The organism is Mycobacterium sp. (assembly GCF_050700595.1).
GTDB lineage: Bacteria > Actinomycetota > Actinomycetes > Mycobacteriales > Mycobacteriaceae > Mycobacterium.
Map to the genome: position 1 here is coordinate 1 of NZ_JBOHHI010000012.1, position 21,552 is coordinate 21,552.

20 protein-coding genes and 3 pseudogenes are annotated in these 21,552 nt (G+C 64.6%); 18 read left to right on the plus strand and 5 right to left on the minus strand.

The window, feature by feature from the left end; translation table 11 throughout:
• Positions 1–440 (plus strand): annotated as a pseudogene (locus ACRDTL_RS00835) (argininosuccinate lyase); the annotation flags it as partial.
• A gap of 154 nt (positions 441–594) precedes the next feature.
• Here the strand turns inward: ACRDTL_RS00835 and ACRDTL_RS00840 are convergent.
• Positions 595–807, minus strand: a pseudogene (locus tag ACRDTL_RS00840) (IS256 family transposase); the annotation flags it as partial.
• A gap of 296 nt (positions 808–1,103) precedes the next feature.
• Between ACRDTL_RS00840 and ACRDTL_RS00845 the strand changes: the two are divergent.
• From ACRDTL_RS00845 to ACRDTL_RS00910, 14 genes are all read left to right on the plus strand, one after another.
• Positions 1,104–1,730: a TetR/AcrR family transcriptional regulator gene (locus tag ACRDTL_RS00845; RefSeq protein ID WP_431504833.1), complete on the plus strand. Its 627-nt coding sequence runs from the start codon at positions 1,104–1,106 to the stop codon at positions 1,728–1,730.
• Positions 1,723–2,190, plus strand: coding sequence for an SRPBCC family protein (locus tag ACRDTL_RS00850; protein WP_431504834.1), 468 nt, complete (start codon positions 1,723–1,725; stop codon positions 2,188–2,190). Before ACRDTL_RS00845 ends, ACRDTL_RS00850 begins: the two co-directional genes overlap by 8 nt.
• A gap of 19 nt (positions 2,191–2,209) precedes the next feature.
• On the plus strand, positions 2,210–2,983 hold the full coding sequence (locus ACRDTL_RS00855) for a flavin monoamine oxidase family protein (RefSeq protein ID WP_431504835.1): 774 nt from the start codon (positions 2,210–2,212) through the stop codon (positions 2,981–2,983).
• Entirely contained in the window at positions 2,980–3,849 is an 870-nt protein-coding gene (locus ACRDTL_RS00860) for an ABC transporter permease (protein ID WP_431504836.1), read from the plus strand. Before ACRDTL_RS00855 ends, ACRDTL_RS00860 begins: the two co-directional genes overlap by 4 nt.
• A 14-nt stretch (positions 3,850–3,863) precedes the next feature.
• Positions 3,864–5,177 (plus strand): MCE family protein, encoded by a 1,314-nt coding sequence (locus ACRDTL_RS00865; protein ID WP_431504837.1) that lies wholly within the window; start codon positions 3,864–3,866, stop codon positions 5,175–5,177.
• Entirely contained in the window at positions 5,174–6,211 is a 1,038-nt protein-coding gene (locus ACRDTL_RS00870) for a virulence factor Mce family protein (RefSeq protein ID WP_431504838.1), read from the plus strand. The genes ACRDTL_RS00865 and ACRDTL_RS00870 overlap by 4 nt, the downstream gene beginning before the upstream one ends.
• Positions 6,208–7,797 carry an MCE family protein gene (locus ACRDTL_RS00875; protein WP_431504839.1) on the plus strand — a complete coding sequence of 530 codons (1,590 nt, stop codon included), beginning with the start codon at positions 6,208–6,210 and terminating at the stop codon, positions 7,795–7,797. The genes ACRDTL_RS00870 and ACRDTL_RS00875 overlap by 4 nt, the downstream gene beginning before the upstream one ends.
• Positions 7,798–7,803: 6 nt before the next feature.
• Complete coding sequence (locus ACRDTL_RS00880; protein ID WP_431504840.1) at positions 7,804–9,444, plus strand: virulence factor Mce family protein; 1,641 nt, start codon at positions 7,804–7,806, stop codon at positions 9,442–9,444.
• Between the two features lie 122 nt (positions 9,445–9,566).
• Positions 9,567–10,715, plus strand: a complete 1,149-nt coding sequence (locus tag ACRDTL_RS00885) for a virulence factor Mce family protein (RefSeq protein WP_431504857.1) — start codon at positions 9,567–9,569, stop codon at positions 10,713–10,715.
• Positions 10,709–12,268, plus strand: coding sequence for an MCE family protein (locus tag ACRDTL_RS00890; protein ID WP_431504841.1), 1,560 nt, complete (start codon positions 10,709–10,711; stop codon positions 12,266–12,268). The genes ACRDTL_RS00885 and ACRDTL_RS00890 overlap by 7 nt, the downstream gene beginning before the upstream one ends.
• Entirely contained in the window at positions 12,232–12,915 is a 684-nt protein-coding gene (locus ACRDTL_RS00895; RefSeq protein WP_431504842.1) for a hypothetical protein, read from the plus strand. Before ACRDTL_RS00890 ends, ACRDTL_RS00895 begins: the two co-directional genes overlap by 37 nt.
• Positions 12,912–13,913: an RDD family protein gene (locus ACRDTL_RS00900; RefSeq protein WP_431504843.1), complete on the plus strand. Its 1,002-nt coding sequence runs from the start codon at positions 12,912–12,914 to the stop codon at positions 13,911–13,913. The genes ACRDTL_RS00895 and ACRDTL_RS00900 overlap by 4 nt, the downstream gene beginning before the upstream one ends.
• Entirely contained in the window at positions 13,910–14,473 is a 564-nt protein-coding gene (locus ACRDTL_RS00905; RefSeq protein ID WP_431504844.1) for a mammalian cell entry protein, read from the plus strand. The genes ACRDTL_RS00900 and ACRDTL_RS00905 overlap by 4 nt, the downstream gene beginning before the upstream one ends.
• Positions 14,440–15,177 (plus strand): mammalian cell entry protein, encoded by a 738-nt coding sequence (locus ACRDTL_RS00910; RefSeq protein WP_431504845.1) that lies wholly within the window; start codon positions 14,440–14,442, stop codon positions 15,175–15,177. The genes ACRDTL_RS00905 and ACRDTL_RS00910 overlap by 34 nt, the downstream gene beginning before the upstream one ends.
• Before the next feature lie 50 nt (positions 15,178–15,227).
• Here the strand turns inward: ACRDTL_RS00910 and ACRDTL_RS00915 are convergent, their stop codons facing one another.
• Positions 15,228–15,665, minus strand: a complete 438-nt coding sequence (locus tag ACRDTL_RS00915; protein WP_431504846.1) for a hypothetical protein — start codon at positions 15,663–15,665, stop codon at positions 15,228–15,230.
• A 306-nt stretch (positions 15,666–15,971) separates the two neighbouring features.
• Here ACRDTL_RS00915 and ACRDTL_RS00920 point away from each other — a divergent pair, with 306 nt between their 5' ends.
• Positions 15,972–16,637, plus strand: a complete 666-nt coding sequence (locus tag ACRDTL_RS00920; RefSeq protein ID WP_431504847.1) for a YoaK family protein — start codon at positions 15,972–15,974, stop codon at positions 16,635–16,637.
• A gap of 30 nt (positions 16,638–16,667) precedes the next feature.
• Here ACRDTL_RS00920 and ACRDTL_RS00925 read toward each other — a convergent pair whose 3' ends face one another.
• Positions 16,668–17,756 carry a phosphodiester glycosidase family protein gene (locus ACRDTL_RS00925; protein WP_431504848.1) on the minus strand — a complete coding sequence of 363 codons (1,089 nt, stop codon included), beginning with the start codon at positions 17,754–17,756 and terminating at the stop codon, positions 16,668–16,670.
• A gap of 142 nt (positions 17,757–17,898) precedes the next feature.
• On the minus strand, positions 17,899–18,633 hold the full coding sequence (locus tag ACRDTL_RS00930; RefSeq protein WP_431504849.1) for a pirin family protein: 735 nt from the start codon (positions 18,631–18,633) through the stop codon (positions 17,899–17,901).
• 156 nt (positions 18,634–18,789) lie between these two features.
• On the opposite strand from ACRDTL_RS00930, the pseudogene ACRDTL_RS00935 reads away from it, so the two are divergent.
• Positions 18,790–19,651: pseudogene (locus ACRDTL_RS00935) on the plus strand (endonuclease domain-containing protein); the annotation flags it as partial.
• Here ACRDTL_RS00935 and ACRDTL_RS00940 read toward each other — a convergent pair.
• On the minus strand, positions 19,630–20,607 hold the full coding sequence (locus ACRDTL_RS00940) for a sigma-70 family RNA polymerase sigma factor (protein WP_431504850.1): 978 nt from the start codon (positions 20,605–20,607) through the stop codon (positions 19,630–19,632). The pseudogene ACRDTL_RS00935 and the gene ACRDTL_RS00940 sit on opposite strands and share 22 nt — an antisense overlap.
• A gap of 61 nt (positions 20,608–20,668) precedes the next feature.
• Here ACRDTL_RS00940 and ACRDTL_RS00945 point away from each other — a divergent pair, with 61 nt between their 5' ends.
• Positions 20,669–21,508, plus strand: coding sequence for a lysophospholipase (locus ACRDTL_RS00945; protein WP_431504851.1), 840 nt, complete (start codon positions 20,669–20,671; stop codon positions 21,506–21,508).
• Positions 21,509–21,552: the final 44 nt, after the last annotated feature.

The window sequence follows — 21,552 nt, forward strand, 5'->3', positions numbered from 1 at the left end:
ACCTACAGGAGGACAAAGAGCCGGTGTTCGACTCGGTGGCGCAACTGGAGCTGCTGCTGCCGGCGATGGCCGGACTGGTCAGCAGTTTGACGTTCAATGTCGAGCGGATGGCTGCGCTGGCCCCGGCAGGCTACACCTTGGCCACCGATATCGCCGAATGGCTGGTACGCCAAGGTGTCCCGTTCCGGGCCGCCCATGAGTCGGCGGGGGCGGCGGTGCGGGCTGCAGAGCAGCGCGGCGTCGGGCTGGAGGAGCTGAGCGACGAGGAGCTGGCCGCCATCAGCAGCAACCTAACCCCCGAGGTCCGTGACGTGCTGACCATCGAGGGTTCCGTGTCGTCACGTGACGCGCGCGGTGGCACCGCGCCGCTCCAGGTCGCCATGCAGTTGGCGGCGCTTCGTGACAGCGCCGACCGGCTTGGGCGGCGACTGCGGGGGTGACGCCCTGACTGCGGCCACTTACCCAACTCCGTGCGTGGCGGTGGCGTCCCAGGAGGGGTGTAAAAGTGGCTTGACGTAGGTTCCGCTCGGTTGCGTTCATGATTCTATGCGATGGCGGGGAATCGGTTGGCGCCACGCCGGTTTCGATCCAATGTTCCGAATTCGGTTGCGGCAATCGTGCAGGTGGGTCATGTAGCGACCTGCGCAAGTCGGCCAGCAGCCGCAGCCCGGCCGGGGTCATGGTGAATCCGCGTCACCCGGCCGAGGCGCGGTCGAGCACCGCCCACACCAGTTTGAGGCAGGAGTGCTCGCCGGGCAGCCGACCGATGACCTTGACTCGGCGGCGGGTCTCACCGAAGGTGCGTTCGGTGGTTACCTGGAGTCTTCTGGTGAAGCGAGGCTTTGACCTGGGGGTTTGCGTCGTGAGGGTGTCGTCGACGTAGCGGCGCGGCCGGATTTGGTGGTGGTCAACCGCGGCCTGATTCGGGTCCGCTGGAACACCGCTAGCGGACCCTACTGAGTGGTGGGAGGACCCGGAGTTTCTGACTGTCGTCCGTACCGCCGCCAGCACCCGCCTCTCGCTGTCCACTGAACAGTATGGAGAGAAAGGGGCCAATCCAGTGGCCCTTGCCGAGCAACCTCTAATGCTACTAGGATGGCCTAGTGGCATTAGGCGAACCTATTGACGATCGCAGAGGCAGACGGCATCGGGCCACCAAGCAGGAGATCGTTGATGCGGCTTGGGAAGCGGCGAGGGACAAGGGCCTTGCTGGGCTCACGCTGAACGACGTGGCGGCTCGGGTCGGAATGCGGGTGCCATCGCTGTACTCGTACTTCGCTTCGAAGAACGAGATCTATGACGCCATGTTCGCTCAAGGCAACGAGGAGTTCCTTGAGTTCATCAAGCAACGACGAGCCGAATTGCCGCGCGGTCCCCGCGACCGTGTCAGGGGAGCCTTTCGTATTTTCTTTGACTTCTGTACCTCGGATCCGGTCCGCTACCAGTTGCTGTTCCAACGCACCATCCCCGGGTTCGTGCCGTCGGAGTCCTCGTATGTCAAGGCGATCGAGGTGCTCGTCGTCTTTCGTGAAGACCTGGCCGAATCTGGTCTCACTGCCAGTCAGGCCGACGGGGACCTGTTGACCGCGCTCAGTTCCGGGCTGGTCGACCAGCAGATCGCCAACGACCCCGGCGGCGACCGGTGGGGCCGGCTGCTCGACGAGGTAGCAGACATGGCCTACGACCACGTGATGAAGAAGCACGGAAGACCCGGAGGCGATCATGACTAGTGCCCGCCGAGGCGAAGTGAAGCTGCATATGAACGCATCGCCCGAGAAGATCTGGGAGGTGTTGGCCGACCTCGAGCGGATGGGGGATTGGAGCCCGGAGTGCTACCGGGTGCGCTGGCTCGACGGTGCCAATTCTCCGGCGGAAAAGGGTGCGCGCTTCAAGGGTCGGAATCGATGGCGCTGGATGCGCTGGTCGATGACCTGCCGAGTCACCACCGCGGATCCCGGGCGGGAACTGTCATGGGCGACGGTACGACGCGGGAAGGAGATCGTTCGCTGGACCTACCGGCTGGAACCGGCAAACGGTGGAACCGGTGTCACCGAATCGTTCGAGGCGCGTCGCTGGCCCCTCGACGTCCGCTTAGCCGAGGACTTCATCATGCGAAACCGCAACGAACAGCGCGCCCAGGCTATGGCCGCGACCCTTGAGCACATCAGGGCGGTCGTAGAGAGCACCTGATCCGGCAGAGGAGACGGATATGGCACGACCCGATGTCGACGTGGTGGTTGTCGGGGCCGGAATCGCTGGGCTGGTCGCCGCCCGCAATCTGAGGCGCAGCGGCCATGAGGTCGCAGTCTTGGAGGCTCGCAACCGCGTCGGAGGCCGCATGCTCAATGCGACGTTGCCCGATGGTGCGCCCATCGAGCTCGGCGGGCAGTGGGTGGGCCCGGGCCAAACCGAGGTCCTCGACCTGATAGCCGAGCTAGGGCTGTCGCTGTTCCCGACGTACGCCGAGGGCCGACACGTGCTCGGCCTCGACGGCCGCCTGGTCACCTGTACACGACGCATCCCGCGGCTCAACCCAGTCGTCCTGGCCGACATTGGCTACGGATCGTGGCGACTAGGCTGCCTCACTCGCAGCCTGCCCAACCCGGTACCACGGTCGACGATCGCGCGGCGGCGCTGGATGCTCAGACCTTGCAACCTGGGTCCGGCGTCATCTGCACACCCGCGGCAGCAGGGAGTTCTTGCGCCTCATCGCCCGGGTGGTCTTTGCGGTCGAACCCGAAGACCTCTCTGCCTTGTGGGCCGGTGCTTATCTCGGCGCCAAACCCAGGGACTGGATACGTTGATGACCATCCATAGCGGGGCCCTACAGGGCCGCATCGTCGGTGGCTCTCGACAGGTCGACCTCAGACTTGCGGCACAACTCGGAAACCGGGTCAGGCTGAATTGCCCGGTGACCGAGGTGAGTTGGGACTACAACAGCGTCCGAGCCGGTGTGAAATGCGGAACGAGCGCACTGTCATGACGCTGGCCGGCGTACTGCGCGCTCGCTTCCCGCGGGCAGCCGCCAACATTCGTCGCTACGGCGGCGCCGCGACACGACCACTTGACGTAGCCGGGAGGCTGGGCTGGTTCACGCTGATCGGCGGTCGCGACATAGCGTGGGCGCTGGTCCGCTACCGTACAGAAACCCTGCGGCTGATCGCCCAGATCAGCATGGGCACCGGCGCCCTGGCCGTCATCGGCGGCACCGCCTTGATCGTCGGTCTGGTGACGGCGTCCTCCGGCTCGCTGGTCGCCCTGCAGGGCTTCTCGGCACTGAAATATGTCGGTATCGATGCGCTCCTGGGGTTCGCCGCCGCACTGATCAACACGCGTCTCGTTGCCCCCATCGTCACCGGCGTCGTGCTGGCGGCCACGGTCGGCGCCGGAGCCACCGCCGAACTGGGCGCCATGCGGATCAGCGAGGAGATTGACGCGCTGGAGGCGATGGGCATCAACTCGAGGGCGTACCTGGCTTCGACCCGGGCGCTAGCCGTGCAGGTGGTGATCATCCCGATGTACGCGCTGGCGCTGGTCGTCGGGTTCGTGGCTCCGCAGCTCGTCACGGTAGTGGCGTATGGACAACCCTCCGGCAGCTATGCGCACTACTTCAATACGTTCCTACGCCCCAATGACGTGTTCTGGTCCTTCGTGATGATGATCGTTGTCGCCGGGGTGGTGATGCTGGTCCACTGCTACTACGGGTACAACGCCAGCGGCGGTCCGGTCGGCGTCGGTGAAGCTGTCGGCCGCTCGATGCGCTTGTCGCTGATTGCGGTCCCCGTCGTACTCGTCTTGTTTCAAATGGCGCTCTACGGCACCGACCCGAACTTCAACTTCACGGTGTAGTGGGGGTAGAGGCCATGACGACTCCGCAGGGGAAGATCAACAAGCCGCCGATTCGGGCGTACCGGCTGGCCGGTGTGGTGACTTTGTTGGTCGTTTCGCTGATCGTGTGGCTGGTGTACCTACAGTATCGGGGCGATTTCACACCCAAGACGACGTTGCAGATGCTGTCTGCGCGGGCGGGTCTGATGATGAATCCGGGTGGAAAGGTCACTTTCAACGGGGTCGAGATCGGCCGGGTAGCCAAGATTTCCGAAGTCCAGCAGGACGGCAAGCCGGCGGCCAAGTTCCTGATGGATGTGCATCCGAAATACGTCAAGCTGATCCCGGCCAACGTGGACGCCAAAATTGTGGTGACCACGCTGTTCGGCGATAAGTATGTGTCGCTCACATCGCCGAAAAATCCGACGCCACAACGAATCTCGCCGCAACACGTGATCGACGCCAGGCATGTGACGACGGAAATCAACACCGTGTTGGCCACGGTCGCCTCGATCACCGAGAAGGTAGATCCGGTCAAGCTGAATCTCACGCTGAGCGCTGCGGCGGAGGCGTTCCGCGGGTTGGGCGACAAATTCGGGCAGTCGATCGTCAACGCCAACTCCATCCTCGACGATGTGATTCCCCTGCAGCCGCAAGCGCGCCATGACATCCAGCAGTTGGCGGCCCTCGGTGACACCTACGCCAATGCAGCGCCGGATCTGTTCGACTTCCTCAATAGCGCCGCGACCACCGCGCACACTATCCACGCTCAACAAGACGATCTGGACGCGGCGTTGTTGGCAGCGGTCGGGTTCGGCAACACCGGCGCCGACGTGTTCGGCCGCGGGGGGCCGTACCTGCAGCGTGCGATCGCCGATCTGGTGCCCACCACCAAGTTGCTCGACACCTACAGCCCCGAAGTGTTCTGCTCCCTCCGGAACGCCGCCGAGGGCTCGAAAAAGCTCGGCTACATCATCGGTGGGAAAGACGGGTATGCGCTGGACACCGATACCGAGGCCCTCGGCGGGACCGGACTTCTGTTGAATCCCCTGGCGGTCGTCGGCTTCGGAGCCGCCACATTGGGACTCGCAGGGCTAGCCTCGCTCATCGGCGGGGTGCAGAACCCCTACGTCTATCCGGATAACCTCCCGCGGGTCAACGCTCGCGGTGGCCCGGGGGGTGCACCGGGTTGCTGGCAACCGATCACCCGGGATTTGTGGCCCGGGCCGTACCTGGTGGTGGACGACGGCGCCAGCGTCGCGCCGTATAACCACTTGGATGTCGGCTCGCCCTACGCCACCGAATACGTGTGGGGCCGTCAGATGGGGGATAACACGATCAACCCATGAAAATCACCGGTACCATCGTCAAACTCGGCGTCGTCGGGTTAGTGCTGCTGGCATTCACCATCATGATCGCGGTGGTGTTCGGCCAGATGCGCTTCGACCGGACCAACAGCTACTCCGCGGAGTTCAGCAGCGTCAGCGGCATGCGGGCAGGCCAGTTCGTCCGTGCCTCGGGGGTCGAGGTCGGCAAGGTCGAAGGTATCCGGCTCGTCGACGGCGGTCATCGGGTCCACGTCGACTTTGCTGTCGACCGCTCGCTACGGCTGTATCAGTCCACCACCGCCCAGATTCGCTATCTGAATCTGATCGGTGACCGCTACCTGGAGCTCACCCGCGGTGAAGGCGAGGGCGCTGACCGGGTTCTGCCGCCAGGCGGGTTCATCCCGGCGTCGCGTACCCAGCCGGCGCTGGATCTCGATGCGCTCATTGGTGGTTTCAAGCCGCTGCTTCGGGCGCTGGATCCGGGGAAGGTCACCACCATCGCGTCGACCATCGTCACCGTGTTCCAGGGCCAGGGCGGCACCATCAACGACATCCTCGACCAAACCGCGCAACTGACCTCGACGATCGCCCAGCGTGACCAGGCGATCGGCGAGGTGATCAAGAACTTGAACATCGTGCTTGACACCACGGTCAAGCACCGCGCCCAGTTCGACCAGACCGTCGACAACTTCGAGAAACTGATCACCGGCCTGAAGAACCACGCCGAACCGCTGGCCGACGACTTCGCGCACATCAGCAATGCCGCCGGAACACTGGGCGACCTGCTCGCCGAGAATCGCTCCCTGCTGCACAACAGCGTCAACTACTCGGAGGGACTTCTGCAACCGCTGGTCGACCGGCGCGATGAGGAGAACGAAACGCTGAAGAAGATACCGCACGGCATAAAGGCGTTTGCCCGCACCGGGTCTTACGGCGACTTCTTCAACTTCTACGTGTGCGACGTCACCTTCCTGATCAACGGGCTGCAACCCGGTGGTCCGGTCCGCCAGGTCAGGCTTTTCCAGCAGCCCACCGGGAGGTGCACACCGCAATGAGAACGCTGGAACCTCCTAACCGGTTTCGGATCGGCCTCATGGGCGTCGCCGTGATGATCCTCGTCATCGCCGTTGGCCAAACTATGACCAGCGTCCCGATGTTGTTCGCTGAGCCGGCCTACTACGGGCAGTTCACCGACAGTGGTCAACTGAGCAAGGGCGACAAGGTGCGCATCGCCGGTATGACCGTCGGCGACGTGCAGGCGCTCAAGATCGACGGTGACCACATCGTGATCAAGTTCACGACGGGCACCAACACCATTGGCACCGAAAGTCGGCTGGCCGTTAAGACCGACACCATCCTGGGGAAAAAAGTCCTCGAGGTCGAACCGCGAGGCACCCGGCTCCTGCGGCCGGGGGGTGTGTTGCCCCTGGGCCAAAGCGCCACTCCGTATCAGATCTACGACGCCGTCTTCGACACCACCAAGGCCGCCGCGGGCTGGGACATCGATACCGTCAAGCGCTCGCTGAAGGTGTTGTCGCAGACCGTCGAGGAGACTTACCCGCATTTGAGCGCCACTCTCGACGGGGTGGCCAAGTTCTCCGACACCGTCGGTAAACGCGACGAGGAAGTCAAACATCTACTCGCGCAAGCCAACCAGGTGGCCAGCGTTCTCGGTGACCGCAGCGAGCAGGTCGACCGGTTATTGGTCAACGCCAAGACGCTGGTGGCCGCGGTCAACCAGCGCGGCCAGGCCATCGACGCGCTGCTGGGCAACGTCGCGCAGGTCTCGGCCCAACTGCAAGGGTTTATCAACGACAACCCGAACCTGAATCACGTGCTGGAACAGCTGCGCACGGTCAGCGACCTGCTGAGGGAGCGCAAAGACGACGTGGCGGATGCGCTCGTTCAGGAAGCCAAATTCGTCATAGTCTTGAACGAAACCGTCGCGTCGGGACCGTACTTCAAAGTGTCGGCGACGAATAACTTCCTGAACACCCAGGCCTATCAATTCACCCAGCCGTGGCTCGATGCTGCGCTCAAGAAGCGCGGGATCTTGCCTGAGGAGTTCTGGCGCAATGCCGGGCTGCCGGCGTTCCGGTACCCCGATCCCAACGGGGTCCGGTTCCCCAACGGTGCGCCGCCGCCCCCGCCGACGCTTTTGGAGGGCACTCCGGAACACCCCGGGCCGGCGGTGCTGCCAGGTTCGGCGTGCTCGTACGCGCCGGCGGCCGGCGCGTTCCCCAGCCCCATCGACCCGCTGCCGTGCGCGGGCAACGGGGTGGGTCCGTTCGGCCTCCCGGGGGGGCAGACGGACCTGCCGGACGTGTTGACATCGCCGCCGAACCCCAACGGCCTGCCAGCGGCACCGGGGATTCCGATAGCCGGGCGGCCGGGCGAGCCGGCTCCGGACGCTCCGGGCACACCGGTGCCGCTGCCGCCCAATGCACCACCGGGGGCGCGCACCGAGGGCCTGGTACCGGCCGGCCCCACCCCGCCACCGTCGGCATTCGCGCCGGGCCGCCCGCCGGGTCCGCCGGCGCCGCCGGGACCGGGCAACCAGTTGCCGGCACCGTTCATCCCGCCCGGCCAAGGCGGCAACAGTCAGCCAGGTGGCGGTGGCGGCGCCAGTGCGGAAAGGTAGCCGGACGTGAGCACGGTCTTCGATATCCGCAATCTGCGGCTGCCCAGGCTGTCACGCGCGTCGGTGATCATCGGCTCGCTGGTTATCGTGCTGGCGCTCGTTGTCGCCTTCGTCGGCCGTGAGCTCTACCACAAGTTGGTCAACAACACCGTGGTCGCCTACTTCCCGGAGGCGAACTCCCTTTATTCCGGTGACGAGGTCCGGATCATGGGCATCCAGGTGGGTGCGATCGACAAGATCGAGCCGGCCGGCGACAAGATGAAGGTGACCTTCCACTACAACAACAAGTACAAGGTGCCGGCCAACGCCTCGGCGGTGATCCTCAATCCCAACCTGGTGGCGGCACGCAACATACAGTTGGAGCCGCCGTACAAAAGCGGTCCAGTGCTGGCGGACAACGCGGTGATCCCGATCGAACGTACCCAGGTGCCGACGGAGTGGGACCAACTGCGCGACAGCTTCAGCAACATCATCGAGAAACTCGGCCCCACACCCCAGCAGCCCAAGGGACCCTTCGGGGACGCCATCGAATCGTTCGCCGACGCGTTCGCGGGTAAGGGCAAACAGATCAACACCACGCTGGATAGCCTGTCGCGGGCGCTGACCGCACTGAACGAGGGTCGCGGCGACTTTTTCGGGGTGGCGCGCAGTCTGGCGCTTTTGGTCAACGCGCTGCATGCCGACGACCAGCAGTTCGTCGCGTTGAACCAGAGCCTGGCGCAGGTCACCGATAGGTTGACGCACTCCGACCGCGGCGTCGCTAATGCGATACAGCAGTTAGATAGTCTGCTGCCCACACTGCGCCCGTTCTTGGACAAGAACCGCGAAGTGCTGGCGGCTGACCTCAACAACCTCGCCGACGTGACCACCACACTGGTCCAACCGGAGCCCCTGAATGGGTTCGAGACTTACCTGCACGTCTTGCCGACGGCGTTGTCGAACGCAAATAACTTCTATCACCCGGTAAATGGTGCCCTCCTCGGCAATACCATCACCTTTGTCGGGGCGATGTTCGCCAACCCGCTGCTCTGGGTCTGCGGCCCGATTCAGGCCGGCAGCCGGCTCGGCTATCAAGATTCCGCCGAACTGTGTGCGCAATACCTGACGCCGATCCTCGATGCGATCAAGTTCAACTACCCGCCGTTCAGCTTGAACCTATTCACCACGGCCCAGGTGTTGCCCAAGCAGGTCAGCTACTCCGAGCCGCGGCTGCAGCCGCCGGACGGCTACAAGGACAGCACCGTCGCCGGGATCTGGGTGCCGGACACGCCGCTGTCGCACCGCAACACCCAGCACGGCTGGATCGTCGCGCCGGGCATGCAAGGGATTCAGGTGGACGGCATTACGGAAGGCCTGCTGACGCCGGAATCGTTGGCCGAACTCATGGGCGGCCCGGATGCCACACCAGAACTGATACCGGGACAGCACACCCCGCCGGGACCGCCGAACGCCTACAACGAGGAGCCGGGTCCGTTGCCGTATGTCGGCCAGCGGCCCGGCCAGGCGCCGGTACCGCCACCGCCGCCCGCGCCGGACGTGATCCCGGGCCCGGTGCCGCCGACGCCCGCTCCAGTGGCCGGGCCGCCTGCACCGGCCGGGCCACCGCTGCCTGCCGAGGCGGCCTCATCGACAGGACCGGGACAGTGAGGGGCGCGATGAGCGCGGTACGCGCGAAGAGCAAGCCGAACCAACGGCTTGAGAGGTGCGCGATGAGCGCTGTACGCACGAACAGCAAGCCGAACCGACAGCCGGCGAGCGCGGCACGGGTGATCGCCTGCCTCCGCCACCGCTTGTGGCAGGGGTTGGCTCTGCTGGTGGCCGCACTAGTGCTGAGCTCGTGCGGGTGGCGCGGCATCTCCAATGTGTCGATTCCCGGCGTTCCGGGCAGCGGTGGCGACTCCTACACCGTCTACGTGCAAATGCCGAACACGCTGGCGCTCAACAACAACAGCAGGGTGTTGGTGGCCGACGTTTGGGTCGGCTCGGTGCGCGAGATCACCCTGAAGAACTGGGTCGCGACGCTGACGGTGGGCCTGAACAAGGGCATCAAGTTACCGAAAAACGCCACCGCCAAGATCGGGCAGACCAGCCTGTTGGGCTCTCAGCATGTGGAACTGGCGGCGCCGCAGAATCCGTCGTCGCAGCTGCTGCGCGACGGCGACACCATCCCGCTGAAGCATTCCTCGATGTTTCCCACTATCGAGCAGACCCTGGCCGGCCTCTCCCTGATTCTGCGCGGCGGCGGTGTCCCGAACCTGGAATCGCTCACGAACGAGTTCTACAACATCGTGAACGGGCGGGCCCCACAGATCCGCACGCTGCTCGGCAAGCTCGACACCTTTACCGATGAGCTCAACCAGCAGCGCAACGACATCAATCACGCTATCGATTCCACCAACCGGCTGCTGGGCTACGCGGCCAGCCGGGCGGATGTGCTGGACCGGGTGTTCACCGAGGTCCCGCCGCTGATCAAACATTTCGCGGAGAAGCAGCAGTTGTTCATCGATGCGACCGACGCGGTGGGCCGGCTCAGTGCGGTCACCGACCAATATCTGGGCCCTGTGCGGGGTGATTTCCACCAGGACCTGCAGTCGCTGCAGTGCCCACTGAAGGAACTTAGCCGGGCCGCGCGCTACCTGCCCGACGTGCTGAAGTTCCTCTTTACTTTCGTCCCAACCGACATCACTGACAAAGCGCTCCGTGGCGACTACATCAACGTCTCGCTGATGGCCGACGTTACCTACTCGGCCGTCGATAACGCGTTGCTCACCGGGACCGGATACTCGGGGGCGTTGCGCGCGCTCGAGCAGTCGTTCGGCCGTGATCCGCAGCAGATGATTCCCGACGTCCGGTACACGTCGAACCCGAACGACGCGCCCGGTGGGCCGTTGATCGAAAGGGGGGACCGCAATTGCTGACGAGGTTCATCAAACGCCAACTGGTCCTGTTCGGCATCATCACGGTGATCGCCCTGGTGACGCTGGGCTGGTACTACCTGAAGATCCCCACCCTGGTCGGCATCGGCCAGTACGAGCTCAAGGCCGACCTGCCGGCGTCGGGCGGGCTGTATACCACGGCCAACGTCACCTATCGCGGTGTCACCATCGGCAAGGTCACCGACCTGGTGCCGACCGAACGCGGTGCTCAGGCCACGATGAGCATCAGCGACCGGTACAAGATCCCGGTCGACGCGTCAGCCAACGTGCATTCGGTTTCCGCGGTCGGCGAGCAATACCTCGACCTGGTGTCGTCGGGCACTCCCGGGCGTTACTTTTCGCCCGGACAAACCATCACCAAGGGAACGGTGCCAACGGAGATCGGGCCCGCGCTGGACGCGGCCAACCGAGGGTTGGCCGTGCTGCCCAAGGAGAAGATCAGCGCGCTACTGGACGAGACATCGCAGGCGGTCGGCGGGCTGGGTCCGGCGCTGCAACGGCTGGTCGATGCGACCCAGGCGATCGCCGGTGACTTCAAGACCAACATCTCCGACGTCCACGACATCATCGTGAACTCGGGACCGGTCCTGGACAGCCAGGCCAACTCGGGTAACGCGATCGAGCGGTGGGCCCGCAACCTGAACACCTTGGCCGCGCAGGCTGCCGAAAAGGACCAGCAGGTAAAGAGCATCCTGCGCCAGGCGGCGCCGACGGCCGAGCAGGTCACCGCGGTGTTCGGTGATGTGCGTGAGACGCTGCCGCAGACGCTGGCCAACACCGCGATCGTGACCGACATGTTCAAGCGCTACAACAAGAACATCGAGCAAGTACTGGTGCTGCTGCCGCAGCTCGGGACGATCCTGCAGACGGTCACCTCAGAGTGGCCCGACAGGTCCGCGCTGGACATCCCCGGGGGGTTTTTCAACCCACCGCCGCCCTGCCTGACCGGCTACGTCCCGGCATCGCAGTGGCGCTCGCCCGCGGACACCAGCACCTTGGAGATACCTGAGAACATGTACTGCAAGATCCCGCAGGAGGCGCAAAATACGGTGCGTGGAGTACGCAACATCCCATGCGTCGACGTCCCGGGCAAACGCGCGGCCACACCACAAGACTGCCGGAGCGACAAGCCCTATGTGCCGCTCGGCACCAACCCGTGGTATGGCGACCCCAACCAGATCCGCAACTGCCCGGCACCGGCTGCGCGCTGCGATCAGCCGGTGAATCCGGGGCAGGTCATCCCGGCGCCGTCGATTGACACCGGCTTGATCCCGGCGCCCGCCGACAGGCTGTCGGGAACGCCACCTCCGGTCAGCGACCCGCTGCAGCGGCCGGGATCGGGTACCGTCGACTGCAATGGGCAGCAGCCCAACCCGTGTATCTATACTCCGAGTGGTCCACCTGCCACCGCGACCTACAGTCCGCAGAGCGGTGAAGTGGTGGGCCCAGACGGAGCCAGGTACTCCGTCGACAACTCGAGCAACATAGGAGACGACGGATGGAAGGAGATGCTGGCGCCAGCCAGCTCGACCTAGCCGACCAGGCCGGCACCGCGGTAACCGCTGAAGCTCTTCCGGAGACGAACGCCGAGGATGTATCCGAGGCAGGGGTCGACGAGCCGCTGGACCTCGCGGCGGATTCGCTAGTCGCGGAGCCGGTATCGGTAGCTGCGGAACGAAGGGCGTCGCGGCTTGGCCGTCGCGGAGTGATCGGCATCTGCGCGGTGCTTGTGCTGCTGGCCGCAGGCGCGGCGACCGGCGGCTACTTTGCGCTACGCTCTCACCACCAAAGCCAGGCCGTCGCCCGTGACAACGCCGCGGCCATCGCGGCCGCCGAGGACTGCGTCGCGGCAACACAGGCGCCCGATTCCGCCGCCTTGGCCGCTGCTCAGCGGAAGATCCTCGAATGCTCGACCGGTAATTTCGGCGCGCAAGCCGCGTTGTACAGCGGCATGCTCGTCCAGGCCTACCAGGCTGCCAATGTCCACGTTCAGGTGTCGGACATGCGCACGGCGGTCGAACGCGACAACAACGACGGTTCGGTCGACCTGCTGGTGGCAATGCGCGTCAAGGTCGACAACGTCGAGGCGCAAGGCCGCGAGTTCGGTTACCGGTTGCGGGTACAGATGGCACGCGAGGACGGCCAATACAAGATCGCCCGGCTCGACCAGGTGGCCAAGTGACGGCGGTGGTCGCCGAGCCTGAGATCTCGTCGAGCCTGCAAGCTCCTCAGGAAGTCGAAGAGATAGCGGCGAACACGCCGGCACCGTGGTGGGCCCGCGCGGCGGCTTTGGCCGTTGACGTGCTACCCGGTGCCGCCGTGGTGACGACGATGGCGTTGGCCGCCTACCCCCTAGCGGTCCCGCTGCGCGGCGCGTGGTGGTGGTCGTGTGTTTCGGTCGGCGGACTCGTGATATTGCTGACCGCCGGCAACCGCGTGCTGTTGCCCGCGATCACCGGATGGAGTCTCGGCCGCGCCGTGTTCGGCATCGCGGTGGTGCGCCGAGACGGAGCCTTTGTCGGGCCTGGGCGGCTGCTGCTGCGCGACCTGGCACACTTAGTCGATACCGTGTCGGTGTTCGTGGGTTGGCTGTGGCCACTGTGGGATGAGCGCCGGCGCACTTTTGCCGACATGCTGCTGCGCACCGAGGTTCGGCGGGCGAAGCTGCAACGGCCGCCGCGAAACGTGCCTGTGCTGGCCGCGGTGGTTTTCCTGACCGCGGCGCTGCTGTGCATCATGGGTGCCGCGATGAGCTATCTGGTGGTTTACCAACATGACCGAGCGACCGACCAGGCGCGCGCGCAAATCGTGTCGCAGGGACCGACGATCGTCAAAGAAATGCTGAGCTATGACCCGAAATCGTTGCAGGACGATTTCACGCACGCTCGATCGCTGGTGACCGACAAATACCGCGAACAGCTGGTGACCCAACAGCAGGCGGTGCTGAAGGCGAAGCCGGTTCTCAACGAGTACTGGGTGACCAACAGCGCAGTGCTTTCGGCGACGCCGGATCGCGTCACGATGCTGTTGCTCCTGCAGGGCCAGCGAGGTGAGCCCGATAACCTGCGATTCATCAGCGCCACCGTGCGGGTGACCTTCGCGAAGTCTTCGGGTGCGCAGTGGCGTGTCGACGACCTCACCGTGGTGACCAAACCGCTGCCCGCTGAGGATGGAAAATGAGCCCGCGCCGCAAGGTCCAACCGGACGAAGCACCGCTGTTCGTGGCGCGGGCCGTTGTGCCACCGCGACTGTTCCGGTTGCGACGGCTGCCGCTGATGTTTACCGTCGCCGTGTTAGTCATGACAGAGGCGATCACGGCATGCACCCTGGTGCTGATGTCACACGAGTCGCACAGAAGAGCAGTGATGAAGGACGTTACGGTGCTCGCCGATGTCCGCTCGTTCATGACGACGTTCACATCGCTGGATCCCTTCCACGCCAACGACTACGTAGACCGGGTGTTGGCGCACACCACCGGTGACTTCGCCACGCAGTTCCAAAGCAAGGCGAACCTGGCTCTGCTTTCGGTGGCGAAGGGGGAGCCGACAACCGGCACGGTTCTCGACGCCGGGGTGGAGAGATGGAACGACGACGGCAGCGTCGACGTACTGGTGGTCGCCAAGGTCACCGCCAAGACACCGGACAGCAAGAACTCTGCCGACGGCGCATATCGGTGGGTGGTAACAGCCAAACAGGAAGGGAACCAGTGGAAGGTCAGCAGTCTTCTCGAGGTGGTCTGACCGAGGAGTCTACCGACGAGGTGGGGGCACTTCCCCGCAAGCGCGACGATGTGGCAACCGGATCCGCCGACGCCAACATCGATGGCGCTGAGATCGACGGTACGGAGGACGACGACACCGGCACAGCCGACGAGGCGACCGCGGCGGAGTCAGCGGCAGGTGACGATGCCGTCGCCCCGGCCAAACGACGGACTGGCCGGTGGCGTGCCCTAGCTGCGGGCATGTCGGCCACGCTGTTTGTCGGCTCTGCGGCGTTCGCGGGTGCTGCCTTGCAGCCTTATCTGGCTGATCGCGCACTGGTAGCGACCAAGGTGGAGATCGTCCGGACTGCGGTCAACGCGATCACCACGCTGTGGACCTACACGCCGGACAACATAGACGCGCTCGCCGACCGCGCCGCGGCCTATCTGAGTGGCGATTTCGAATTTCAGTATCGCAAGTTCGTCGACGCGATCGCGCCGACCAACAAGCAAGCCAAAGTTACCGACAACACCGAGATCACCGGCGCGGGCGTGGAATCGCTAAACGGCCCAGAGGCCACCGTCATCGTGTACACCAACACCACGGCCACCAGTGCTGCGACGAAGTCGATTCCATCGCTGAAGTACCTGTCCTACCGGGTATTTATGAGGCGTGACCACGCGCGGTGGTTGGTGACCAGGATGTCGACCGTCACTTCGTTCGATTTGACCCCCAAGCTGTAGGGCCAGCCGGCCAACATGGCGGTTGCGTGCCCTCGGGCGGCAGCTGTCACTCAGCCGACAGGGATGATTTGTGCGGGCGGTCCCTGAAGTGGTGCGCCACCTCCGACAAGTCGCCCGGGCTGCCACCCCTGCTTTCCGAAGCAAAGCATTTCCAGTCCGTCGGGAGACTGTGCAGCCGATTGCGGGCCCGGGCACGGTGCACCGGCCTGCTGGACGCCATACAACGGGTACGAGATGACCCAGTACGCATCAGCCACCTGTTGGGTAGGGAAGAATTGGTTCGGGATGGCATGACATGCCAGAGCCTCACCGCCGGGGCCTCGCCCGAAGATAAACCGGTCGGGGCTGTCACACGGTGCGCTGAGCGCGGCGGCGTAGTTAATCCCCGGCACGTCGCCGTCGTAGTGGGTGGGGTTGCCGGCGGCGACCGGCGCCGTGCCGATGGCGGCACCCGTGATCGCAGCGGCGATGGATAGTTCGCGAATCATGTTCGGCCCTTCGCCTATGTCACCGGACCATTCAGTGCCTGCCGGTGCGCTGCATCGAAGCATAACGAGTGTGGTGTAGCCGCAAGGTCGTTTTTGCAGGGCAGTTACGGTGTTGAACCCGGTCGCGGGAGATCGGCACAACTAAATCACCGGTGCGTTGTACTGCGACGATCGCGGAGTTCAACTTGTGTAGAAGTGGTGGAACTTAGCTAAGCTTGCCGACCGTGTGCCGTCCAAGCAAGCAGGCAGACGCCTCGGCTATAGGGTAATTCGGCGCCGCCCTTCCTGCGAAAGGACTTGGACCCCATGGCTATTGCCTCGCCGGTATCCGACCGGCTGACGGTCACAGCATTACTGCTGTTGACCTTCGCGACCGGGCTGGTCGACGCGATCAGCGTGTTGGTCCTCGGCCACGTGTTCGTGGCGAACATGACCGGCAACGCGATCTTCCTCGGGTTCTTGTTCGTCCCGGCCGCCGGGGTCGACCTGACCGCCGCTGTCGTGGCGTTCGGAGGATTTCTCGCCGGAGCCGTAGTCGGTGGGGGGCTGGCCCGACGCCGGGGCGAGCAGACTCGGGTGTGGCTCACCACGGTGCTCGGTATCGAGATCGTCTTGTTGGCGGCACTGTCGATCCTGGCCGGCACGGGTGTGCTCCGGTATCACGACAGCACCAAGCTCATTCTGATCGCGGGATTGGCGCTGACGTTCGGGATGCAAAACGCCACGGCTCGACAATTCGGCATTCAGGATCTCTACACCACGGTGCTCACCTCCACGATCGTCGGCATCGGTGTCGACAGCAGACTTGCGGGCGGAGCCGGGCATCGCGAAAAGCTGCGCTACAGCGTAGTTCTCACCATGTGTGGAGGTGCGGTGGTCGGTGCAACCCTGTCGGTGGTCAGCGTGGCACCGGTGATCGCGTTGGCCGCAGGTGTAGTTGCGGTCAGCCTGTTGATCTTCCGGCACGGCTGAAAAATTGGCCGCCCTATACATCGGCCCTGCTTAGTTGAACGCGAGCCAGCTGGGCAGCGCGCGTTCGTGGGAGTCGCAGAGCACCTGACGGGTATCGCAGCTGCCTTTCGGTACGCCTGCACCAGCCCACATGCCCCCGGTGTCACGACGCAACACAATCGCCGACGACCCGCCGCCGTCGAGCAACACCGCCGTATCGCTGCCCAGCCCACGGGACAGGTCCTGGATATTGTCCGGGGTGTAGCTACCGCCCTGGAACACGTACATCTCATCCTTGGGCTTGGAGTAGGCGATTGCCGTTCGCGCCGCGCTGGGCCCACCGTCGTTGAGTTGCCCGGTGTTACCGGGGGACAACAGACCGAGGCCGCTCACCGCGACGAATGGCTCGCCCCTTTCCACCAAGCCCTGAACGACCGGGGTGGCAGCGTCGTAGTCATGACCATCCCTCCCGCCCCGGGGCCACACCACATACGGCGCACCACGGGTCGGCAGGATCATCGTCGCCAATGCGCTCCAGTGTTCATTCCCGCCCGACAGGCCCTGCTTGCCGGCGTAGGGGATAGTGCCGGTGACTGCCTGATTGGCCCGGCCCTGGCCGTGGGTGTTGTCGACGAACGCGCCCAATGGTGAGCTGCAACCCGTCGACTTCCATGAACCGCCCTTCTGGCCGCGGATGTCGAAGAAGTTCGCATTGATGGCGATCGTCGGTTGGCCCAACACCTGCCAGGCCTGCAGTGGCGGGTAGGTCTCCGAGGCCTGCAACAATCCATCGCCGGTGCGTGCGCCCGGATTGCGCTCGCATCGCGCCTGGAAGCCCCGATGGCTGTCCACCAACAAGTGCGGTGAAAGCCGTTGCGAGGCAGCCTTGATGACCATCAGGTGACCACCGCTGTTTCCGTCGTACCAACCGCCGCCGGCATTGAGCATCGGCGCCGGATGTCCCGCGCCGAAGTTGTACACCAAGTAGGAGCCCTTGGTGTTGGCAATGGCACTGGCCAACAGATCCCGAGCCTCGGCTCGCGCGACCGGCTGTCCCGTGCTGACCGCCAATGCCGCACACAACGATAGTGCGACGCAGCTGGCTGCGACGCGCCGGAAGCTGGCGGCAAGATGAGGCACAGATCAGCCTTTCGGCGCAGAACGTCGATATAACCAAGCAAAACATTAAACACACAAATAACGCTGTCAACTTTGGTAACAATCGCGTGACACTTCAGTGCCGAGCCAATTACGTTCGCCTGCTTGACGTTTGCCGCCTCCGCTAATCGGACGTGGCCTCGAGTGCAGCGTGCATCTCCCAGACCAGGATTTCCGACGACTCGCAAGCGGTGACACGGTAGTTGTCGGCGGCGGTAACGCGAACCGCGTCGCCGTCGGCCAGTTCGCCGATGCCCTCGATCGCCAATCGGCCTCGCGCAACGAACACGTGCAGATACGGCGCCGACGGCAGGTCGACCTGCTCAGCCGTGCATAACCGGGCGCCGTGCAACGCTGCTGAGTGGTTGTGGATGCCGATCGCGGCGTCGTGTCCGGGCATGCCCGAGGCGACAGTTACCAGCCCACCGTCGAGGAGGTGGTCTCCGATCTCATGCTGCTGGTAGCTCGGGGAAATTCCGGTGACGTCCGGGAGCACCCACATCTGTACGAAATGCACCGGCTGAGTGGCAGAGTCGTTCATCTCAGAGTGCATAATTCCGCTCCCGGCCGACATCCGTTGGGCAAGACCGGGATAGATGACGCCTCGATTGCCGGCGGAATCACGATGCGCCAGCGACCCGTCCAGAACCCATGTGATGATCTCCATATCGCGGTGTGGGTGGGTGTCAAAACCCGATCCGGGCGCGACGATGTCGTCGTTGTTGACCAACAGCACACCGTGGTGGGTGTTGGCTGGGTCATAGTGATCACCGAACGAGAACGAGTGCCGGGAATTCAGCCACGACGTCCTGGTGACGGCACGATCGGCCGCGCGCCGGACGTCGACTGTGGCAGGCATAGTTTCAGCGTAGACCGGGCCAGGGTTCAGCAGCCGAATGGCCACTTAGCGCCCGTTTTTCTCGCTTTTGCGTGCCGTAACTGGCCATTCGGCAGTTATCCACAGCCGGCCTCACGTCAGTCAACATATTCCGATGACTGCTGACATGGTCAGCGCATGGGGGAGTGTCGTTGGCCGTTCATCGGGACCGAAGCGCTGGCCGACGGTCGGATCAGTCGACGCGGCCTGCGCCACGGACACATAGCCGTGTATCGCAATATCTATGTGCCGAATGGCCACGAGCTCACCGCCGCCGCGCGCGGGGTCGCAGCCTGGCTGTGGTCGGGACGGACGGCCACTGCCACGGGACTATCGGCGGCAGCTCTCCATGGTTCGCAGTGGGTCGACCCAGCATTACCCGACGGAGCTGTACCGGCGTAACGGTAAACCGGTCGACGGCATCGTGATCCATCGTGACGAATTGCGGGACGACGAAGTGTCTACCGTGCGCGGGATACCGGCGACGACACCGGTGCGTACCGCGTTCGATCTGGGTCGCCGCCTTGGTCTGACAACCGCGGTTATCCGGCTGGATGCGCTGGCCAACGCTACCAAGATCAACACCATTGAGGTCCAGGCGTTGATGCGACGTCATCGCGGCATGCGCGGTCTGGTGCAGTTGCGTCAAGTACTTCGGCTCATGGATGGCGGTGCAGAATCACCGCAGGAAACCCGCACCAGGCTAGTGCTTATCGACGCCGCCCTGCCAAGCCCGCAGACGCAGATCGTGGTCCACGACGACTTCGGCGATCCGTTCGCCCGAATTGACATGGGTTATGAGGAGTGGAAGGTCGGCGTCGAGTACGACGGTGCACAACATTGGACCGACCCCCAACGACGTGCCTATGACATCGACAGGCACGCCGAACTCCTGAGGCACGGGTGGAGGATTATTCGGGTCAGTGCGGACATGCTGCGCTGCCGCCCCCAGGTTATCGTTGCCCGAGTATTCGGCGATCAAAGCGAAGCAGGCAAGCCGAATTTGGCGAACAGCGTGGTGTCGAGGAAGGCGACCACGTGTGAAACCCCGTCGGGTCGCATGTCCAGCACGTGCAGCTGGAACGGCAAATGTCGATCGCCATCGCGCATGTACATCGCGGCGGCGGGTTGCCCGTTGGCGATCAGCGGTGTCAACCGCATATCCCCGGCTGCCTGCGCGGGGCACTGCTGACTTACAAGCGTGGCGATCGCCTGCGGACTCCGATACCAGCCGGCGAACGGTGGCATCTCCCAAATCGCCTCGCTGGTGAACAGCTCCACCAGACGGTCGACGTCGTAGGCCTCGAACGCCCCGATGTAGCGCGCCAACCGGTCCTGCGCGTAAGCCGAATCCGGCGCCATCAGCCGATCCTCCGGGCTGGGCCCGACGGCCTCCAACTGCGACCGCGCCCGTTGCAGCAGGCTGTTGACGGCGGCGATGCTCGTGCCGATGGCGTCGGCTACCTCGGCGGACTTCCACTGCAGTACGTCACGAAGCACCAGCACCGCCCGCTGCCGCGGCGAAAGGTGCTGCAGCGCGGCGATGAATGCCAATCGCACCGACTCGCGTGAGCCGACGATGTCCGACGGATCACCGACCGACGCGGGGAACGGCTCCAGCCACGGCACCTCGGCGCGTTCCACCAGCTCCGCGGTCGGATCCGAACTGGGCGCTCCCAGTCCCGTCGGTAACGGCCGCCGTTGCCGACCCTCCAGCGCGGTGAGGCAGGTGTTGGTGGCGATCCGGTGCAGCCAGGTTCGCACCGACGACTTGCCCTCGAAACGCTCGTAGGCTTTCCACGCCCGCAAATAGGTTTCCTGCACCAAGTCCTCGGCATCGTGCAGCGACCCGGTCATCCGGTAGCAGTGCGCGAGCAGTTCGCGCCGGTAGGGCTCGGCGCGGACGGAAAAATCGCTGACAACCCCGCCGTCGAGGCTTTCCGCGAGCGACCTCATCCGACTGAGCTTACGCAGCGGGTCCGACATCGGCTTCAGGCTATTGACTACGCTGCCTCTGATGGCTACCACGCACACCGAACGAACCTTCGACGGCGTCGGCGGTGTGCCCATTGTCTACGACGTCTGGACACCGGACGTCGCGCCACGCGCGGTGGTGGTCCTCTCCCACGGCCTGGGCGAGCACGCCCGTCGCTACGACCACGTCGCCAAGCGGTTCGGCGCGGACGGGCTGGTGACATATGCGTTGGACCATCGCGGGCACGGCCGCTCCGGTGGCAAGCGGGTGCTGTGCAAGGACATCTCGGAGTACACCGGTGACTTCGCCACCCTGGTCGCCATCGCCACCAAGGAGCATCCCGGGTGCAAGCGCATCGTGCTCGGGCACAGCATGGGCGGCGGCATAGTGTTCGCCTACGGCGTCGAACGCCCCGACGACTACGACTTGATGGTGCTGTCCGGGCCGGCGGTGGCGGCGCAGTCCGTGGTGTCGCCACTGCTCGCGCTGGTCGCCAAGACCCTCGGCGTCATCGTTCCGGGCCTGCCGTTGCAGGAGCTCGATGTGAGCGCGATCTCCCGCGACCCCGCGGTGGTGACCGCCTACAACACCGACCCGCTGGTCCACCACGGCAAGGTTCCCGCCGGTATCGCCCGGGCACTGCTGCTGGTCGGTGAGACGATGCCACAGCGGGCTCCGGCGCTGACCGCACCATTGCTGGTCGTCCACGGGTCGGAGGACCGGTTGATCCCCGTCGACGGCAGCCACACGCTGATCGAAGCGGTCGGCAGTTCCGACCGGGAGCTGAAGGTTTATCCGGGGCTCTACCACGAGGTCTTCAACGAGCCGGAGCAGGCTCAGGTGCTCGACGATGTGGTGTCGTGGATCAGCGCCAGACTGTGAGTAACACCGCCGATCCGGTACGCGTGCCGCGCCGGGATGTCACA

Excerpts from the sequence above, each read along its gene's own strand:
- ACRDTL_RS00850 (WP_431504834.1), top strand. The coding sequence starts at position 1,723 with ATGACTAGTGCCCGCCGAGGCGAAGTGAAGCTGCATATGAACGCATCG.
- ACRDTL_RS00855 (WP_431504835.1), top strand. The coding sequence starts at position 2,210 with ATGGCACGACCCGATGTCGACGTGGTGGTTGTCGGGGCCGGAATCGCT.
- ACRDTL_RS00860 (WP_431504836.1), top strand. The coding sequence starts at position 2,980 with ATGACGCTGGCCGGCGTACTGCGCGCTCGCTTCCCGCGGGCAGCCGCC.
- ACRDTL_RS00865 (WP_431504837.1), top strand. The coding sequence starts at position 3,864 with ATGACGACTCCGCAGGGGAAGATCAACAAGCCGCCGATTCGGGCGTAC.
- ACRDTL_RS00870 (WP_431504838.1), top strand. The coding sequence starts at position 5,174 with ATGAAAATCACCGGTACCATCGTCAAACTCGGCGTCGTCGGGTTAGTG.
- ACRDTL_RS00875 (WP_431504839.1), top strand. The coding sequence starts at position 6,208 with ATGAGAACGCTGGAACCTCCTAACCGGTTTCGGATCGGCCTCATGGGC.
- ACRDTL_RS00895 (WP_431504842.1), top strand. The coding sequence starts at position 12,232 with ATGGAAGGAGATGCTGGCGCCAGCCAGCTCGACCTAGCCGACCAGGCC.
- ACRDTL_RS00905 (WP_431504844.1), top strand. The coding sequence starts at position 13,910 with ATGAGCCCGCGCCGCAAGGTCCAACCGGACGAAGCACCGCTGTTCGTG.
- ACRDTL_RS00915 (WP_431504846.1), bottom strand. The coding sequence starts at position 15,665 with ATGATTCGCGAACTATCCATCGCCGCTGCGATCACGGGTGCCGCCATC.
- ACRDTL_RS00920 (WP_431504847.1), top strand. The coding sequence starts at position 15,972 with ATGGCTATTGCCTCGCCGGTATCCGACCGGCTGACGGTCACAGCATTA.
- ACRDTL_RS00930 (WP_431504849.1), bottom strand. The coding sequence starts at position 18,633 with ATGCCTGCCACAGTCGACGTCCGGCGCGCGGCCGATCGTGCCGTCACC.
- ACRDTL_RS00940 (WP_431504850.1), bottom strand. The coding sequence starts at position 20,607 with ATGAGGTCGCTCGCGGAAAGCCTCGACGGCGGGGTTGTCAGCGATTTT.
- ACRDTL_RS00945 (WP_431504851.1), top strand. The coding sequence starts at position 20,669 with ATGGCTACCACGCACACCGAACGAACCTTCGACGGCGTCGGCGGTGTG.